Raw genomic sequence first — 18148 nt, forward strand, 5'->3', positions numbered from 1 at the left:
ATTTTCTTAAATATACAAAAAAAAGTATTCAATAAGTCAATTTTTGGAACCGCCCCTAAGTTATATTTAACCATGCCTCTACAAACGCAACATCACATTAAAAACGTTCTCATTACCGGTGGAACTGGTTTTATCGGCTCCAATATTGCCGAAGTTCTATTGAAAGAGGGCTGCCAGGTCCGCATACTAAGGCGGGAAAATTCAGACTTACGAGCTTTGAAAGGTTTGAACGTCGAACATTTTATCGGAGACATACTCGATAAAGATTCTTTAAGACAAGCGATGGAAGGATGCGATACGGTTTTTCATACAGCGGCAATCGTGGCTATGTGGCGGAAAAAAGGAACCGAACAAAGGGACGTGAACGTCCTCGGCACTAAAAACGTTGCCGAAGTCGCTCTCGAGTCTGGAGTGAAGAAATTTATCCACACAAGTTCAATCGCTGCTTTAGGATATCGGACCGACGGAAAATTATCCGATGAGACAACCGTTTTCAACTGGAACTCCAATCTCACATACAAATATTCCAAACATTTAGCCGAGCTTGAAATATTTAAAGCCATCGAGAAAGGACTACCCGCAGTGATCGTTAATCCTGCTATAGTAATCGGGCTGAAGGATTACCGCTTTCATGGCGGATCTTTGATTAGAAGAGTTAGCAGCGGCATGGTTCCTTTCTACATTGACGGCGGAATGAATATCGTTTACATAGATGATGTCGTTTTCGGGCACATTCAAGCTGCGAAGGTGGGAAAAATTGGGGAGAGGTATGTTTTAGGTGGATCGAATCTTACTATCCAAGAAGCATTTAAACAAGTTGCCGAAGTTGTTGGAGTTTCTTCACCAAAATTTAAAGCACCGACATTGTTAGTAAAGTGGGCTGCAAAAATTTTTGATTCGATAAGCAGTGTTACGGGGAATAAACCGCTTATCAGTTCCGATTTGATTGCGAGTATCGGGATAAATTTTTGGTTTAGTTCAGAGAAAGCAGAGCGAGAATTGGGATACAAGATTACACCGTTTAACGAAGCTGTTAAGAAAACTTATGAGTGGTATAAAGATGAAGGATTGTTGGAGTGATGGAGTAATGAAGATTGTTTTATTTTGTTAGATAGAATTCTTTTTTGCAATGAAGAAGAGCCAATATTTCAATTTCGTCCTCTGAAATTTGATAAATCATTCTATAGGAATATATGATTAATTCTCTAATATTCTTTTCATTTATTTCTGGAACTATTCTGCCAATAGAAGGATAAAGATTCAAATGTTCTGATCTTTCTACAATTTCTGTTGAAACTTTTTTAGCATAGTATTTTGAATCTCTGGAAATAAAATCATTTATCTGCTTTAAATCTTCCTTGGCAGGAAGCGACCACTTTACCATGTTTCAATTTCTTTTTTTAAATCGTTTGCAGAAACTACCTCATTATTTTTTACTGCCAACTGTCCTTTTTTAATTTTATCTATAACATATAAACGATACATGAGGTCTTCAATTTCAACTTCATCTGGGAAGTCTGAAAACGATTCGATTATTTCTTTTTTAATTACTTGCATATGTTTACCTTATCTCTTAATGTTCGTCTATAAGCTAATAATAAAAACACTAATTATCAATTCTATGCTTTTTGTTTTGCAGTTACTAATTTCTTAAATTTTACAAAAATATTTTTAATTCAATTATATGAACACATCAAAGTCAAACACATTATTCGAAAAAGCGAAACAACTAATACCCGGTGGAGTCAATTCACCGGTGCGGGCATTTAAATCAGTCGGCAGGAATCCAATATTTATCTCGAAAGCTAAAGGGTCGAAAATCTGGGATGTTGACGGAAATGAATACATCGACTATGTCGGATCGTGGGGACCGATGATTCTTGGCCATTCACATCCAAAAATAATTGAAGCAATTAAGAAAACAGCCGAGAGCGGAACAAGTTTTGGCGCTCCAATCGAACTTGAAGTTATGATGGCTGAGTTGATCACGAAGATAATGCCTTCGATTGAAATGGTTAGGATGGTAAACTCAGGCACCGAGGCAACAATGAGCGCAATCCGGCTTGCACGTGCATATACGGGTAGAAATAAAATAATTAAATTTGAGGGTTGCTACCACGGACACGGCGATTCGTTTTTGATAAAAGCCGGTTCGGGGGCTATGACTTTCGGAGTTCCAGACAGTCCCGGTATCCCAAAAGGCATAGCCGACGATACTTTGACTGCACGCTTCAACGATATTGCATCGGTAGAGGAATTGATTTCTAAAAACAAATCAGCGGTTGCTGCTTTAATCGTTGAGCCGGTTGTTGGTAATATGGGCTGCATACCGCCAAACCCAAACTTCTTAAATGAGTTGCGAGATTTATGCACGAGAGAAAATATTATATTAATTTTTGATGAAGTAATGACTGGTTTCCGCGTTTCGTTAGGAGGTGCTCAAGGACTCTACGGAATCAAACCAGACATTACTACGCTCGGAAAAATTATCGGTGGAGGTTTACCAGTCGGTGCTTATGGCGGCAAGAAAGACATTATGCAAATGGTTGCACCGAGTGGACCGATGTATCAGGCGGGAACGTTATCCGGAAATCCACTCGCAATGGCGGCGGGTTATGAAATGCTCTCGATAATATCTCAAGATAAATCTGTTTATAATATTCTTGAGGAACGATCGGCACAATTAGAAAACGGAATGCGTGATGTTCTCAAAAAGCACAATCTGAATTACAGGATAAACAGAGTTGGTTCGATGTTCACTTTATTTTTCACTGATGAAGAGGTTTACGATTACGATTCTGCAAAAAAATCGGACACACAGAAGTTTGGAAAATATTTTAACGAGATGTTGAAACGGGGAATTTATTTAGCCCCATCGCAGTTTGAAGCGGCGTTCGTTTCGGCGGCACATACCGAGGAAGATATTGAAAAAACGAATAGCGCTTTTGCTGAAGCAATTGAAATTATAATGTAGAGACGTTCCATAGAACGTCGCTACTACGATTTAAAAATAATAAAAGCCATCCCGAAAATCGAGATGGCTAATTTGTTATAAGTTACTGAAGTTACGCAAAATTGACTTTTTGTCATGTTGAGCGAAGCGAAACATCTAAAAATGACTCTTTTGCGTAACTTCAGTAAGTTATTTAAAAATTACTAAAGACCCACAGAACCATACATGTAAACTGTTGCAGTTCCATTAGCGCCACTCACCGATATTTTAACTACTACAGGCATAGGGTTAGGGGTTCCACCCGGGGTTCCATCAAGAACCTGAAGGCGGAAATCGGTTGTGCCCGAACCTCTAAATGTATAATCGCCAAACGGTTCTGTTGGCAAACCTCCAATGTTTGCACTCCAATTTGTACCTTCGGGCGGTGCAAATTCAATAGATGACGATATAACAGTTCCCGAAGAAAGTGGGTTACCATTCTGGTCGGAAATTTTAACATCAAAAGTTTGAGACCCACCTCGTAGAACACTAATAGTATAAGACGGACTAACTGTAATAACAGGAACACCTGAGAAAACCAACAATATACTATCCTGTACAAGAAGTGCATTTTCGCCTATAGTCTGGGCTTTAATCCAGGCATATCCGGTTCCATCTCCCACTAAAAATGCAGGATAAATCAATGCGTCTAATGTTGCACGCGGTAGTGGATTGCCGCTATACAACTTCACGGTTGCGTGTCCGCTAATAGATGTATAACCGGCGGCACCAATTATACCTCCAGTTGTATTGAAGTAAACAGCAGTACCGGGATGAACGGGATTAGTGTATTTATCTCCAACTTGGACGGAGATATCGTTTGATCTGCCAATCCAATTATAACCTGGAAAATTATATTTTGCGGCACCTAACGAGAAATGCTCTTGGTTGGGTAAACCTGCATTTACAACTACGCGTGTTGGCGTTGAACGAACCCAAACTCCATCACTTTCTCTTCTTAAAGAAGCAACTACCTGAAGAACACCTGCAACTGTTCCGCTGTTAATAGTCGTGGCTACCCGTCCTGCTGAATTTGTCATCGCTGAAGAAGGTGAAACATAAGCCCCTCCTGAAACCGGGGGTCCTGAAATAGTGAAGGTTACCGTGTCGCGCTGCGCAATACTGATTGGAAATCCAAGAGAATCTCTGACTTCATATATTATAATTGCTGTTTCATTACCACCAACACCGTATACTTTTATGTCAATGGTTTGTGGACCCATAAAGGCAAACGTTTGAGGCATTCCTGACCCTGGCGGAGTTCCGCCACCACCACCAACAGTCGTTGTTGTGTCAAGTTTTATGATAATTGGAGGAATCGGATATCTCGAACCGGTTTCTACATTAAATAAAAAAGGTAATTCCTCTTGATAACCATCTTTTTTCAAATTAATAGTAACTTTTAACTGTGTTGTAGGTTCAAGTGTAAATTGTAACTCATAGGCGCCCTCTTGGTCGGTTGAATCAATAATCGGATTTAAACCACTGGCGGTTAATTTTACCTGTACACCCTGAACAGGTATTGTCATATTTTGTTTTTGCTCAAAGACTCTGCCGTATATTTTAACCAGTGTTTCCTCGTCCACCGCTACCTTGTCCTTACAGCTGTAGAATGTGAATAAAAACAAAGCGGCAAGCATATACATCAATATTTTAATTTTCATAGACTTTTCCTAATATATTCTTTAAAAATATTTTTATTTACTTTTGTATCTATCAAGATCCTTCTCAAATTTTTGCCGCTGAGTCTCGATAGGGTTTTCTTTTATTTTCCTTGCCATTCTTTCTTGTAAGGTTGGAACAAGGTCAATCTTTAAAAGTATAGTAAGCTCTCTTTTCGAAGTTAAAATTTTATCGTAGCCGAAAATGTATCTTAATCCAAAAACCCACCAGGGTAAATCTTTCAGTAATGGGATACCGGAACGCACCTTCGAATCGAAATTTGAATATAAACCACCTATCACAGTTTCTTCGCCATCCAACATCAATAAAACAGTTGTAGCTTTAGTCCTACCGATGGTTGGGGCTTCGCCGAGCGATAATACTATGCTTCGCTCAACATCGAGGTCTAAATAAACAAATTCATTTTCACCTTCTTTAATTACGTAAGGAGTAACTTCAATAATCGTTCCTGTAGGAATCTGTTCAATAACCGTGTTCCCAGCAAAATCTTTTTTCTTCACAGAAATATCTTCACCGACCTGTATTTTTCCTTTTTCGCTGGATCGCACAACTATTTGCGGGTTGGATATTACTTCGCCTATATCATTTTCTGAAAAGAGCCGGACTATCGCATCTAAATTTCCAAAAGATAAATCGACACCTTTTAATGCAAGATTAAAGAGAACAGTATCAGTAACTTTTTGAGCAGCCTGTTGGTCGATGGTCAGTGATTTAAATTGATCGTCGGGTTTGCTTCTAAAAAATTTCCAGTTAATACCCGATTCATGCATCTTATTTAAATCGACGTTGAAGAAGACTGCCGAAATCTTAACCTCGCGGCTGTTCATATTTACCGGTTCTTTTACAAATTGCGAACTACCAATTGCTTTTTCTCCTACCGCTTCACCTTTTGCGCCTGTTATCTCAAAATAATCCTGATATTCTAAATACCAGATATTGTTGATTTTAAGTATTAATTCGAGTGCGTCCTGCCAGTGCATTGCTTTAATATCGATACCGATAGGTGTGGTTCGTTTAACAGGATCGATAATTAGTTTCCCAAGGTATTTTTTACTAGCTTCACTCAGAACCGTGATCGCTTTATCGAACGGGGTGGTTTGTGCGATGGAGACTATCTCGTCCTTGGATACAAATTCTCTTAGGACTCGTTTTTCGGTTTGGGAAAAGGCACCTTGTTCAGAAAGGAGACTAAAAAATAATAAGAGTGCGAATAAAGTTAATAAGTTTTTTTTCAATGTTTTCATTTTGTCCTCACTTCTGTTGTTGTCCATAACGGATATTCAATTCAAATTTTTCTATTATACCACCCTTGTTCAACGTACACTCAATACGTCCGAGAACCGGGTCAACCTTAGTTACATAGCCTAAATAAACTTCATCGCCCTCAGTCAAAGCCCGCATTTTATTACTTTGGTCTATTACAAAAGCTTTGCCGGGCACTACAGCTTTTAAATCGGAGCGCTCAATCTCAACCAAATCATCAAGGTTGGGGGGTAAATCTCTAAGTATTAATGGTGCAAACGGGTCGGTGGTTAGTGTGACTGGAGTCAGCTTCTGGTCGCCCGCCGACGAGTAAAGTTCTGGAATCGACGAGAAGTATGCATTTAAAATTATTTCGTAAGTAACCAACAACTCGGTTTCTTTCGTTTTCTTATTTGTTGTTTCTAAACCACGTAGTGCCATCGAACTGATTTTATATAAGAGCCGATTGTTTTCGAGATACCAGATGAAGCGGAAAAGATTTTCAAAGGTTGCCTCGCCTTTTAAATTGTAAGTATTAAATCCATAATTTTGTGCGGCATTGGAACCTACGAAAATCATATCTAATTTTATTTCGCCGCTTCTGCCAATCAACTGATTAATATAATTATAGGTTTCGCCTGTGATATTGACTGGTGGAATATCCTTGTTTCTCGATTCCCATCTTTCTTTTGTGTTGATTAAGTGTTCGCTTAAAGAATTATATTGATTGACTAAGTCAGGAGTGTTTTGCAGTTCTGCATCTATCGTCTGTATTTGCTTTTGTATAGTTCCAATTTTTTTAGGTAGATGAGCACTCCTGAAATAAAAACCGATTGCTAAAATAATCCCTAGAAGAACTCCTAAAACAATTGTATTTCGTAATATATAAGACACTTCATCCTCCTAATCTCTTAATGTGGTTTTTCTTCTGGTTGTTGGGGTGATCCAGTCTGTTGACTAATCGGCGGTTCGTTTTGCCGAATTTCGGTACCTGTTGGAACGCTAAGCTCATAGTTGTAAACCGTTTTTTCTCGTATCTCTTCTTGAAGTACTTTATTTAAAACTGCGTTCGAAAGATGTTGTGCAATTTTGGGAATTCTTGAGCGATATATTGCAAAACCGTTAAATGCTAATTTTTTATCAGGGGCACTCTGCATGGCGGTAATCCAGAGAGAGTTGATATTTTCGACGGAGTGCGATACTTTCTCGATCAACTGCGACCATTTGTCATATCCCGGAACAATTGAATCGTAAACTGAAAGTGCAAGACGATATCGTTCGAGTTGGTTATTAAGACTACTAATTATAACTTGTAGTCTTTGATTTTCTTCTAATTGTGCCTGCTTTTGTGCAAGAATTTCCTTTTGGGAAGCTAGTTCGGAATTAAGCATTGATATTTGATAAGTGAAATAAAAAGTACTAAAAAATATTAGAATAAGAAGTAGATACCCGTGCCATCCTAATTTAAAAGCACGTTGTTCTTCACGAATAAAATCGGGAAGCAAATTAATAGGATAGAACGCAGGGTTGTTCTCGTCTAAAATTTTCCAGGCAGTCGCTATTGCCACAGCATATTCGGGAATAAGCTCTTGCGTTTCGGGGGAAAGAAAACTTGTATCAAGATAAGGTGTTTGCAAATACTGGATATCGACTTCGGGTAATTGATCTTTAAGAAACTCGTCGAAGGTAATACGGCGGCTTTCGCCTGCTAATAATATCCTGTCGATTCGTGGAATTCCTAAATTATCTTGTTCCAATAAAAGGCGGCTATAGACAGTATTTTGGATGTTTATTGAATCGTAGCCTTCGCCTAATACTGGTGCGAAATGGAAGAACTCAGACCCTTTCATAAAAATTAAACGGGTAAACTCGGTTCCTACGTAAACGATAGCGCTGATTTCATCAGGAGCGAAACCGTAGTTGGCACGTGCTAAATTCATTAGCGCGATATCTGATGTTTCGATCAGAGGAATTTTTGGAGTGCGGTTGTCGAGGAAAGGTTTAATGTCTTCAATCGTACGGAACAAACTAATGCCGTCTTCGCGAACAGCGCAAACCAAGTTTCTATCGGATGAATAGAAAACATCGACAGAATCTTGTGCCGGTTGAACAGAACGAACTTTCTTTAACTCTTCAATGATTCTCTCTTTAAGCTTTGTTCCTTTCAACCCGAAATCGCTCTCGATTGTATGGTAGTAAACGCTTGGTTCAGAAATCGCATATCCAAGTAAATATGAAGTTGGTTTATATCCAGACAAGAGTCCAATCAAAACACTGTTGTTGTCCTCGCTGCTATCCGAGCGATCTGCCCCGGTTGGTATCGAGAATGTATCTGTTGTGGTTTCAGCGAAACCATCTGACAAATCTTTGAGCTGCCGTTCTTCTAGTTTGTTTACGAGCGAGGCAACTTTTAGTTCGTCAATAACAACACTTTTACCCTTCTTCGATAATTTAGCAAATTTAATTTCAAGCCCATCAACAAAAAGACCGACGGCACTTTTTTTATTACCTCTCATGGTCGCCATTATATATAGAACCTTTCATGTATATTTGCCATATTAACTTCCATAAACTTATAAACAATTTAATAAATTGTTTTATCAAAAAAAAACACGAAGTTACTGTGTTACTAAATTTAAAATTTGCTGCAGCCGACGCTTGTTATTTGCGTAACTCATGGCATTTTCAAGTGAAACCCTTTTTGTTAAATATAAGCGCTTTAAATCCTGTTCTAAAGTAGTCATTCCTTCGTCGCCAGACTCAGACATCATCTGGTATATCTCGCTGGTATTATTATTTTTGATTGCTGCTTTTACAGAAGGATTAGCCACCATTATCTCCTTGGCTAATACTACTTTACCATCTAAACTTGGAATAAGTTTTTGCGATATTACTAATTTAACAACATCTGCCAAACGATTACGTACACGTTCCTGCTCGTATGGTGGAACTTCTCCGATAATTCTATCGATACTTTCAACCGCCGACGAGGTGTGAAGAGTTGAAAAAACTTTATGACCGCTATCGGTGATTTCAAGAGCTGTCATAATTGTATCCGGGTCACGCATCTCACCTATCACGATAATATCGGGATCTTGGCGAAGCGACTGTATAGCTCCTTCTTTGAAGGAGAGAACATCTCGTCCAATTTCCCGATGACGGATTATACATCTATCTGACTTATGCACATATTCGATAGGCGAAGCAATTATAACAACATGTCCATCTACAGAATGATTGTTGGCGTCGATGATTGTATCTAATGTAGAACTTTTTCCTGAACCAGTAATACCGGTTACGAGTATCAAACCCTCCATCGTATGAGCGAGATTGAGTATTTTAGAAACATTCGAGTGAAAGTCTAATGATTTATACGGACGCACGACGGCATTTATAACACGCATATTTAACGCTAACTGGTCGAGGTCGAAGTAAGTATCGGCACGAAAGCGGTACATCAGATCATTTTTAAAAATAGTATATGAAAAATCTAAATTACGATTTTCGAAAAGAAATTGTCTTTGGCGTTCGAGCAAAATAGTAAGAATGATAATGTTGACTTCATCGAAAGAAAATGAACCGGAAGCTGTATCCGGTTTTTTATCGCCATAAATACGATACCATATTCTTCCCTGCGATCCGAAGCCACCTATATCGATATCGGAGGCATGGTTTTCTTCCATCCGAATTAAAAAACTATCGAATAATTTTTTTATGATAGTACGTTCTTCAGGACCCTGACGATTTACGAGGTCGCCGATAATCATCATCCTCTCGACACCGTAAGCGGTATCAGGAATACTTGCGGTTATCTGTTTTAATATTAATTTTGCTTCTTCCATTAATAACTGACTGAAGTTACGCAAAAGAGTCATTTTTAGATGTTTCGCTTCGCTCAACATGACAAAAAGTCAATTCTGCGTAACTTCAGTAACTGACTTTAATTATGTCCTGATAAAACATTGAAAAATATAGTTTAATATATGAAAATTATTTACAGTTGTCAATATTCAGGAATTCTAACATTTTCCCACCATTGGGTGATAGAGTAAGTTGATCGATAAAATCCTGGAAAAAATGGTGGTCTTACAGATGGGTCGCTAAGCCGTGGGTCATAATAATATCGCTTAGAAAAACCATTCACCAGAGTTGATCCGGCAAATCGCCCTACCGCTCCTCGTCTATCTTGTATAAGCCCACCTATTATTCTTAACCAACCACTCACAGGTCTTGAATTCCAATTTTCAGCTGTAAATGAGCCAGATCTCGAAAAAATACTCGCATGAATTTCGCAATTGGTGTTATTTGCAGTATTATTTGATACGATAACATTTGTCTCAGATACAAGACCTAACATATCATCGGTTGAAGGAATTGTTAAAGGATTTCGTTCATATGTCACATCATCAACTATAAACATTTCATTTAATGAGCCAATAGATAGTCGGCCATCCAGTTGACCTTTTACGTACACTCGCTGATTTCCTAAAATAACTCCGTTGAATCCTGCAGCATTAAGTGTAATAGAATCTACAATGGGACCCGATACGGAATTTTGTATATAAGCTTTGCCATCATTGTTGGCGGCGGTCCCTGCCGATAATGTTACCCAAATATTATTTGTATATCTTCTTCCACCTGAAGTTGATGCGGCTATTAGTTCGTTTAAGTTTGTTGGATATTGAATTGGTGAAACACCAGTCTCGTATCCCTTTTTAAAAATAGCGTTACTTCTTCCGCTGCCAGGTTTTGGATTGAAACCTTTTGCCGTTGTAACTTTCTCAATAAAAACCGGGCTGCCGCTTATGTGGAAATTACCATTGGAGTGAACGCGACCCCAGACTGTATCGCCAGTTATCCAGAAAACATTTCCTTCAAAATTGGTCATCCACGCGTACATTGAGAAGCTTTGAGTTAACTGTTTTGAAAAGAAAACTTCTACCGTATCGCGATAAGTTTTGGGAGGAGTCACTCGGGTGCTTATAAACGTAGAAACTGTGCGAAGTCGTAAGGTTGACATGTTTAAACTGTCAACCCTTGAAACAAATGAACCGCCTTTAAGGTTGCCCGTAGTAAAAGTTTGCGTTGGCATTGCCCCACGGAAAGAAGGGTTCTGATATAATTTGCTGACGGCAGCATTTGCGCCCATCACCGCAAGGTTGTGTGATTGTGTAATATCAAAATAGTATGCCATATTATCGATAGAATTAGATTCGAGCCTATTTAAGCGAGTGCCAACTATTCCGAAAATGATTCCGAAACCTAACACAAGTATTATTGCGCCTTTGCCAAACATAATATTTCTCCTTTATCGTTTAAAATTTTGTGATGCGAGCCGAGTTTGCCGCCAGTAAGAACTTGAGAATAAGGCACTTTGTTCACCGGGACGCACATCTCGTGGATCACGATATAGTGCATACGAATTTTGAACTTCTAACGTAATCTCGACTATTTTAATCATAGCTAAATCATTTGCAGCAACCGGTGGTGTGAGTGTATCCAATTGTCCTTGGCTATAATATCGCAGTTTAAAACCAGTTACTATCCCTATACTTTGGCGCGTTCCACCATTTACACGCCTGTGGAGGAAACGATCCCTTTCATTTTGAGTGTGAGCAAGTTCACTCACCTTACCCGACCAATATTCGATTCTATCGGGAGTACCGTCCCTATCTATGTCTGATAAAAAAGTGATAGCTGTATCGCGTGCAAAAATAACCGAAGCTGAATCCTCATTTACACCGACCCCCATATTCCTGAACTCCCCTTCAACAATTTGGACTGTCGATATCAACATTTGCTGAACAAGTACATCGCCGTTAATTATGTATGAATTTTCAGCTACAACATTATTTGCATTAATAATACCCAGAAGCAACACGCCACCGATTATCGATGCTATTATTATATCAAGAAAAGTTGCCATATCTTCCTCATTTATTTTTTAGTCAAAGTGAAAATATCCCATTACCATAGATGTCTTTAATGTATCAGTACTTAAGGGTTGGATACGACTGACAAATAAATCAAGCCGCTTTACGAAAGTTCTATTAGAAAGCTCTATTTGATTAATATTATCAGGATTTACGTAATAGACTTTAAATGTCGTTTTGTATGTCCCAATTATTCCAGGATTTGATCCCTCGATTATTGAAAAATTGTTCAAATCATCAATATCGTCAAAAGTGGAAAAACTTGTTTCTGGGTCTTCGTATGCAGGGGGCGGGTTTTCCGGACCCAATAAATTTGGATGCGTTAATAGATTCATGTTTGCTGCTGTGATATTAGAGTCGATTGTAGCTTCATCAAAATTTAAACCGTTTGCAAGCTCCATATATGTAGTGGCGAGAGTTAATTGGTAGATACCTAATTGAGCGCTATCAACCGTATCTCCACTTCGTGCTAAAAGCTGATAAAAAGAGACTATTAAAGTTGAGAAGAGTATTAGAGCTCCGATGGTCAGCAGAGTTTGGTTAGTTGACATATTTACTGTCTCCTCAATTTTTATTTTTATAAATATCGTTAATAATTTTCATAAATCTTTAATTGTTTCATTTCTTCTCAATCACAAAATTCCGGTATAAAAGTGAGAAGTATCACCAATAATTCTACAATGGATATGCCAAGCCTGTAGATATAAATTAGAAGATTTAAAGATATAGGTTTCGGAAGAATAGTGAATGTAAAAAGTGAATGAAGAAAAGTAAAAATTACCTTTAGCCCTTGTAATATCTACATTAGAATTTGCCATATGATACTAATCTTCAGTTGTTGTGGCAAGTATTTCCTCAAATGTTGTTACACCCTCCATCATCCTTTCCATACCGGCTCTACGCAGCGACCACACACCATCTTTGGCAGCTTGTTCTCGAATTGCGTTTTCATCTATATCGTTTCCTGCACTTACTATCAGTTGTTTAATTTCGCGTGTGAAATATAGAGCTTCGTGAATTGCACATCGTCCTTTCCAGCCCTGGTTACATTTTTCGCAGCCGACTGGCTCGTAGAAAGTGTTGTTGTCCAGCATTTCTTCTGTAAAGCCAAATTTTTTATAGATTTCTCTTTCCTGTTCATTTAATATCATCGGCTTTTTGCAGTTTTTGCACAATGTTCGAATAAGTCGTTGAGCAACTACAATATTTATGGCATAAGCGATGAGAAACGGTTCTACACCCATCTTAAATAAACGTGAAATAACACTTGGCGCATCGTTCGTATGTAATGTGGAAAATGTAAGGTGACCTGTATTAGCAAGCTTTATAGCAATTTCTGCTGTAATTTTATCACGCATTTCTCCCACAAGAACTATATCAGGGTCGTGCCTTAATATACCTCGAATTGCACTATCAAAATCCATCTTTGGACCAATCTTTAATTGTCTGGCTCCCTTAATAATGTACTCGACAGGATCTTCTACAGTCAGTACGTTTACTGTTGGATCGATTACCTGATGTAAAGCTGCAATAAGTGTTGTACTTTTTCCGCTTCCGGTAGGACCGGTTAATATCACGATTCCTTGTGGTTTTGAAATTGCTTTGTAGAAAAAATCGCGGGCAGGTCCTTGTAAACCGAGTTTGTTCAAATCTGTAATTACTTTCCGATCGTCGAGGACACGAATTACAATGCTTTCTAATTTGTGGCTGAACTCGGTGGCTACTATAGGCATAATTGAAACGCGGAAACGCATCTGGTGTCCATCAATAATACGCTGGATAAAACCATCCTGCGTCATTTCACGCTCGAAGCGGTCGATATTTTTCGACCTGTCTTTTACTACTGCGGCAATCGCTTCGGGCATTGTGTTTTCTTGTGTATGCCAAAGTTTTAAATTACCATCTAATCTAAAGAGGAAATCGGTGCGGTTTCCTTCTCTCGCTATAATATGTATATCGCTTGCACCTTGACGAACTGCTTCAACTAATGCTCCTTCGACTAAATTTATCAGAGCGCTTTTACTGATTTCAGCTTCGAGAGCTTCTTCGTCAACGCCTTCTTCTTCTTTTACATTAAGACCGATATCTGAGGTTTCAAGAAGTTTTAAAAATTCATTTTCAGGGGGGAATATTTTCTCTAATAAGTTTGTAATTTCTTTGAAGCGGCAATAGCATACCTCGTATTTTTTAACACCAAAGTTCCGTGCTATAATCGGGATACGTTTATCGGTAGGATCAGCTGCTATGATTATCAGTTTCTCAGAAACTTTATCATCGAACTTCAGAGGTATAATTTTGGTCTCTATCAACATCGAACGATAAGCATCCGGCAAAGCTTCGACTGTTTTTTTTATGAAGGCGATTCGCGGTTGATCGATAACCTCATCGGTAAGATAGATTTCACGAAAGGCGTATAAATTGGCAACCTCACGAAATACAGAATCGTGATCGATGTTAAAATCTGATACAAGAATTTGCCCCAAATTACGCCGCTTTTTCTTGTCCTCTGTATCTTTTATTCGAAGCGAATGTTCTAATACTTCATAATCGATAATACCCTTTTTAAGAAGAGTATATCCTATTTTATCAGTAATGTCGATTTCGGGCATATTTAGGTAAACCAACTAATTATATTTTGCAATTCGATGAACCCCATACCTGGGCGTTTCGGTTTTATAAATGCCGTTTCAGATGAAACAAGTGTTAATCCTGTTAGCACTATCATAATAATCATTGTTATCCAGAGTTGTATAAAATCGATAGCATTGCGCATTTTATAACTTGTTTCTTTTTCATAGTATTCAGCTAATTGGTGAGCTGTATGTTTTACTGTGCCTGTTTCGGCGCCGCTATGGAAACGTGATATTGCTGTTCTTGTGAATACACCCGTTGCCTCGAAAGCATCTGTAATACCTGCCCCCTTTTCGACCATCATCGGAATTGCTATGGTTTTTATTTGGGCTTCCATATATTTGTTTCCGCAAGCTTCGGCTGCCATTTTTATAACATCGATATTTTCGCCGGAGCCACTATAGAGAGCATGAAAAACACGGCAAAATATTTCGATACTTGTTTTATGAAGCAGCGACCCGATTGCCGGAATTTTCCAGATAAACCTGTCCAATATGTACTTACCCCGCGGAGTTGTAAAAAAGCGTATCGCCAGAACAGTAGGGACTAACGTTATAATCAAAATGACAACGATGTTATCGAGTATGAAATAGCTCAACTGGAGTGTTGCATTGGTCATTGGGGGCAGATCTATTTTCATTTTTGCAAATATCTCAGCCATCGGTTTAAATATCCATCCGATGTAATAAATTACAGCGGCAAAAAGGGCAGCCAGTGTAACTAAGGGCATAATGAGTGCACTTTTTAAATCTTTTTTAAACTGTGCCTGACGTTCAAGAAATTTTGCTGTGCTTTCGTAAATCTCAGCCATATTACCGCTCTTTGATGCAAGTCCTAACATATGCGCAGTAAATTTTCCGAATACTGCTTCTTGTTTTACAAAAACTTTTTCGCTGTCTTTACCTTGTTTCAGCTCTGTGTTTATTTCGCGTATCGTGTCCCTGAGTGTTTTATTCTCGATATCGTTTGTCATTAATTGTAAAATTTCGTTGTAAGGTAATTTTTGTCGTATCAAATCGGCACTAACACGGACGAATGTTACGATATCGGACATAGGTGGTTTAGGTTTTAAATCGAATAGTTTTTTCCTGACGTATAAAACACGAAAGCCCATTTTCGAGAGGGCTTCCTGAACCTCTTCTTTCGTAAATGCTTTTTGTTCACCTGTAATCGGTTTTTCAGCAGCTCTCTGAACTTTGTAAAGAAATGTAGCACGCGGCGTTAAATTTATTACTTTAAACTTCCGCTGAACAGCCATCTGGTTAGCTTTTTCCTTTGCAAGCCGGGAGTTGTCAGCCTCAAGAATACCTTGTACTGTTTTTCCGTTTGTTGATATTCCTTCTAATCGAAACTCTGGCATTTTTTTTATCCTCTATTAAAATTATTTTTATAGGAAATCATCGTTAAATGTATAAATACCTAATTTACCTTCGTCATCCAATGTAACCACAATTGTCCCATATCCAAATTTGGAAGTCGCTGTAAATGTTACGCTATTGGGACTTACTAGATATGTATATGTTGCATTTTCATTATCTACATGATCAGCGGGTATATTTAGACCAAGATAAGACCTGCCACCGCCGCCTAAAGGTTCGGGTCTTAAGCGATACCTATACGCATACTGCCCGAGGTTCATTATATCGTTTACGATTGCATCCTTATTGGAGCTAACAGATGTAGCTGTGAATAGATTAATTCCGACTACAATTGCTATTCCTACAATGATCACTCCAAGGACAAGTAGCATTAGTTGTTGTTGACCCATTATCCAACCTTTCGATTAATGACGTAAGAAAAATAAAAAAAAACGCTGCCAAATACAAGAATTGTTAGAAAAATTTTCATTTGGCAGCGCATCGGACTTAACAATTTCCGTGGATACGATTATTCGAATTGACCTGTGTATGCCCAACCTGTTAATTTACCATCAACACCTACTGTTGCTTCTACAGTACCATAATCTAAGTGTGTTCCTGTAAATGTAACTGCATCTGCTCCTACAACTGGTGGAGTTGTCATATAATTAGCATTTTCGGTAATTTGTAATTTTGTTGGAATAGCGTACGCTTGACCACCTAGAGATGCATCGTAAGCACCCGCACCACCACTCATTGAGGCAGGTCGGATACGATGTTGATAAGCATTAGCTGCAAGGTTGTTCATGTCATTAATAATAGCATCTTTGGCAGATTGAACACTGCCTGCTGAGAACATCGTAATACCGACTGCGATAGCGATACCGACTATGATAACGCCTAAAATTATTAATAAAAGTTGTTGCTGACCCATTTTTAAATCTCCTTATGTTGTTTGTTGTTGTTAATTAGTTTTTTTAATGTTTTACAAACTGTAACTATTTAATTAGTTGATAATCCTAATTTTACAACGCACGTGCCAACTGGATAAAAATGTTAGAAATTGTATAAAACAAAGGATATTGGGATATACTTAAACCATCTTGTAATAGGAATTCGGTAATAATTACCGAAAGGGGTTGCAGATGTTACAAAGTCGGTAAAAATGCCTTAAAATTACTGGATAGGCGACCGTATCGAGAAAACCGGCCTTTTTGGTCAACCTCTACATAAAAAACTTTTATTGTATTCAATTATCGCCGAAGCTTCTAACTGGTCAGAAAGCATCACGGCTGACCTTGCCAACGAGTTATACAAATCGTGCGTTGTGCCGCTGGAAAAATTAGAGACATGTTTTTTCTCAACCGATTTTACAATTTTATCCATAATTTTTACAGCATCTATAGGATATTTTCTCACCGAGGTTTCGCCACTCAACATAACCGCATCGGCACCATCAAGAACGGCATTAGCTACATCGCTTACTTCGGCGCGTGTCGGTCGCGGATTGTTGATCATAGATTCTAACATTTGCGTTGCCACGATTACAGGTTTACCTAACTCGCTGCATTTTCGAATTATTTCTTTTTGAATTAAAGGTACTGCTTCGAGTTTTGCGAAATATATTTTTTAATCTCCTCAATATCATTTATCGAACGGACAAAAGATAAAGCACAATAATCGATGCCATGTTTAATTCCGAAATCCAGATCGTTTTTGTCTTTCTCTGTAAGTGCGGGCGAACTCACAGCCACGCCTGGCAAGTTTATCCCTTTATGCGAGTATAACTCGCCACCGTCGATGACCTTGCATGTAATATTTCGCCCCTTAACATTTACTACCGTCAGTTCAAATAAGTTGTGAGGATTTTTAACTTCGAACTTTTATCTGAATAGAGATCAGAATCCGTTGTGATAATAATTTTATCGTTCTTGTTAACCACAATAGGTTCTGTGTGTAGTTTCCCGATTCTGATTTTCGGTCCTTGTAAATCCTGAATAATCGCAATGTTCTGGCGAGTAATTTTCGCGGCTTTCCGGATGTTTTGGATGTAATCGAGATGCTCGTTATGTGTACCGTGCGAAAAATTCAAACGAGTTGAATCCATTCCCGCCTGTATCAGTTGTACGATTTTATCAACCGTTGCAACAGAGGGACCGATTGTACATACGATTTTGGTTTTACCACATTTAGAGTTCATAAATTTATTCTCTATTGATATATTTTTCTTTGATTATACAGACATACTGGTTTAATTAACTGAAGTTACGCAGAATTGACTTTTTGTCATGTTGAGCGAAGCGAAACAT

Annotated in this window: 17 protein-coding genes and 1 pseudogene; 2 read left to right on the forward strand and 16 right to left on the reverse strand. The window is 38.4% G+C overall.

Annotation, left to right across the window (positions count from 1 at the left end; all coding sequences use genetic code 11):
* The coding region (locus tag QME58_11230; GenBank protein MDI6804398.1) for an SDR family oxidoreductase at nucleotides 1-1080 on the forward strand (1080 nt) is incomplete at its 5' end.
* Between the two features lie 19 nt (nucleotides 1081-1099).
* On the opposite strand, the gene QME58_11235 is transcribed toward QME58_11230, so the two are convergent.
* Together QME58_11235 and QME58_11240 are read right to left on the reverse strand one after the other, a co-directional pair.
* The gene (locus QME58_11235; GenBank protein MDI6804399.1) at nucleotides 1100-1384 is read right to left on the reverse strand and encodes a type II toxin-antitoxin system RelE/ParE family toxin; all 285 of its coding nucleotides are present in this window, start codon (nucleotides 1382-1384) and stop codon (nucleotides 1100-1102) included.
* Entirely contained in the window at nucleotides 1378-1557 is a 180-nt protein-coding gene (locus QME58_11240) for a hypothetical protein (protein ID MDI6804400.1), read from the reverse strand. The genes QME58_11235 and QME58_11240 overlap by 7 nt, the downstream gene beginning before the upstream one ends.
* A 127-nt stretch (nucleotides 1558-1684) precedes the next feature.
* Between QME58_11240 and hemL the strand changes: the two genes are divergently transcribed.
* Nucleotides 1685-2974 (forward strand): glutamate-1-semialdehyde 2,1-aminomutase, encoded by a 1290-nt coding sequence (gene hemL, locus QME58_11245; protein ID MDI6804401.1) that lies wholly within the window; start codon nucleotides 1685-1687, stop codon nucleotides 2972-2974.
* Between the two features lie 182 nt (nucleotides 2975-3156).
* Here hemL and QME58_11250 read toward each other — a convergent pair whose 3' ends face one another.
* From QME58_11250 to QME58_11315, 14 genes and pseudogenes are all read right to left on the reverse strand, one after another.
* Complete coding sequence (locus QME58_11250; protein MDI6804402.1) at nucleotides 3157-4656, reverse strand: Ig-like domain-containing protein; 1500 nt, start codon at nucleotides 4654-4656, stop codon at nucleotides 3157-3159.
* A 33-nt stretch (nucleotides 4657-4689) separates the two neighbouring features.
* On the reverse strand, nucleotides 4690-5919 hold the full coding sequence (locus tag QME58_11255) for a hypothetical protein (GenBank protein MDI6804403.1): 1230 nt from the start codon (nucleotides 5917-5919) through the stop codon (nucleotides 4690-4692).
* A 7-nt stretch (nucleotides 5920-5926) separates the two neighbouring features.
* Nucleotides 5927-6811 (reverse strand): hypothetical protein, encoded by an 885-nt coding sequence (locus QME58_11260; protein MDI6804404.1) that lies wholly within the window; start codon nucleotides 6809-6811, stop codon nucleotides 5927-5929.
* A gap of 17 nt (nucleotides 6812-6828) precedes the next feature.
* Nucleotides 6829-8433, reverse strand: coding sequence for a hypothetical protein (locus tag QME58_11265; protein ID MDI6804405.1), 1605 nt, complete (start codon nucleotides 8431-8433; stop codon nucleotides 6829-6831).
* Between the two features lie 102 nt (nucleotides 8434-8535).
* Nucleotides 8536-9792 (reverse strand): ATPase, T2SS/T4P/T4SS family, encoded by a 1257-nt coding sequence (locus tag QME58_11270; protein MDI6804406.1) that lies wholly within the window; start codon nucleotides 9790-9792, stop codon nucleotides 8536-8538.
* A 128-nt stretch (nucleotides 9793-9920) separates the two neighbouring features.
* On the reverse strand, nucleotides 9921-11213 hold the full coding sequence (locus QME58_11275; GenBank protein MDI6804407.1) for a hypothetical protein: 1293 nt from the start codon (nucleotides 11211-11213) through the stop codon (nucleotides 9921-9923).
* A gap of 12 nt (nucleotides 11214-11225) precedes the next feature.
* Complete coding sequence (locus QME58_11280; GenBank protein ID MDI6804408.1) at nucleotides 11226-11843, reverse strand: hypothetical protein; 618 nt, start codon at nucleotides 11841-11843, stop codon at nucleotides 11226-11228.
* Between the two features lie 18 nt (nucleotides 11844-11861).
* Nucleotides 11862-12401: a hypothetical protein gene (locus tag QME58_11285; protein ID MDI6804409.1), complete on the reverse strand. Its 540-nt coding sequence runs from the start codon at nucleotides 12399-12401 to the stop codon at nucleotides 11862-11864.
* 273 nt (nucleotides 12402-12674) lie between these two features.
* Entirely contained in the window at nucleotides 12675-14459 is a 1785-nt protein-coding gene (locus QME58_11290) for an ATPase, T2SS/T4P/T4SS family (protein MDI6804410.1), read from the reverse strand.
* A 2-nt stretch (nucleotides 14460-14461) separates the two neighbouring features.
* Nucleotides 14462-15841, reverse strand: a complete 1380-nt coding sequence (locus tag QME58_11295) for a type II secretion system F family protein (protein ID MDI6804411.1) — start codon at nucleotides 15839-15841, stop codon at nucleotides 14462-14464.
* 27 nt (nucleotides 15842-15868) lie between these two features.
* The gene (locus tag QME58_11300) at nucleotides 15869-16249 is read right to left on the reverse strand and encodes a hypothetical protein (GenBank protein MDI6804412.1); all 381 of its coding nucleotides are present in this window, start codon (nucleotides 16247-16249) and stop codon (nucleotides 15869-15871) included.
* Nucleotides 16250-16368: 119 nt separating this feature from the next.
* Nucleotides 16369-16773, reverse strand: coding sequence for a hypothetical protein (locus QME58_11305; GenBank protein MDI6804413.1), 405 nt, complete (start codon nucleotides 16771-16773; stop codon nucleotides 16369-16371).
* Nucleotides 16774-17057: 284 nt separating this feature from the next.
* Nucleotides 17058-17641: pseudogene (locus QME58_11310) on the reverse strand (pyruvate kinase).
* A gap of 41 nt (nucleotides 17642-17682) precedes the next feature.
* Entirely contained in the window at nucleotides 17683-18039 is a 357-nt protein-coding gene (locus QME58_11315) for a pyruvate kinase (protein ID MDI6804414.1), read from the reverse strand.
* Nucleotides 18040-18148: the final 109 nt, after the last annotated feature.

This window comes from Bacteroidota bacterium (assembly GCA_030017895.1).
Classification (GTDB): Bacteria; Bacteroidota; Ignavibacteria; order UBA10030; family BY39; genus JASEGV01.

Bases quoted from the DNA above. Each gene is read 5' to 3' on its own strand.
- QME58_11240 (MDI6804400.1), bottom strand. From the start codon at position 1,557: ATGCAAGTAATTAAAAAAGAAATAATCGAATCGTTTTCAGACTTCCCA.
- QME58_11275 (MDI6804407.1), bottom strand. From the start codon at position 11,213: ATGTTTGGCAAAGGCGCAATAATACTTGTGTTAGGTTTCGGAATCATT.
- QME58_11255 (MDI6804403.1), bottom strand. From the start codon at position 5,919: ATGAAAACATTGAAAAAAAACTTATTAACTTTATTCGCACTCTTATTA.
- QME58_11295 (MDI6804411.1), bottom strand. From the start codon at position 15,841: ATGCCAGAGTTTCGATTAGAAGGAATATCAACAAACGGAAAAACAGTA.
- QME58_11270 (MDI6804406.1), bottom strand. From the start codon at position 9,792: ATGACTCTTTTGCGTAACTTCAGTCAGTTATTAATGGAAGAAGCAAAA.
- QME58_11315 (MDI6804414.1), bottom strand. From the start codon at position 18,039: ATGAACTCTAAATGTGGTAAAACCAAAATCGTATGTACAATCGGTCCC.
- QME58_11290 (MDI6804410.1), bottom strand. From the start codon at position 14,459: ATGCCCGAAATCGACATTACTGATAAAATAGGATATACTCTTCTTAAA.
- QME58_11305 (MDI6804413.1), bottom strand. From the start codon at position 16,773: ATGGGTCAGCAACAACTTTTATTAATAATTTTAGGCGTTATCATAGTC.
- QME58_11265 (MDI6804405.1), bottom strand. From the start codon at position 8,433: ATGAGAGGTAATAAAAAAAGTGCCGTCGGTCTTTTTGTTGATGGGCTT.
- QME58_11285 (MDI6804409.1), bottom strand. From the start codon at position 12,401: ATGTCAACTAACCAAACTCTGCTGACCATCGGAGCTCTAATACTCTTC.
- hemL (MDI6804401.1), top strand. From the start codon at position 1,685: ATGAACACATCAAAGTCAAACACATTATTCGAAAAAGCGAAACAACTA.
- QME58_11280 (MDI6804408.1), bottom strand. From the start codon at position 11,843: ATGGCAACTTTTCTTGATATAATAATAGCATCGATAATCGGTGGCGTG.
- QME58_11235 (MDI6804399.1), bottom strand. From the start codon at position 1,384: ATGGTAAAGTGGTCGCTTCCTGCCAAGGAAGATTTAAAGCAGATAAAT.
- QME58_11250 (MDI6804402.1), bottom strand. From the start codon at position 4,656: ATGAAAATTAAAATATTGATGTATATGCTTGCCGCTTTGTTTTTATTC.
- QME58_11300 (MDI6804412.1), bottom strand. From the start codon at position 16,249: ATGGGTCAACAACAACTAATGCTACTTGTCCTTGGAGTGATCATTGTA.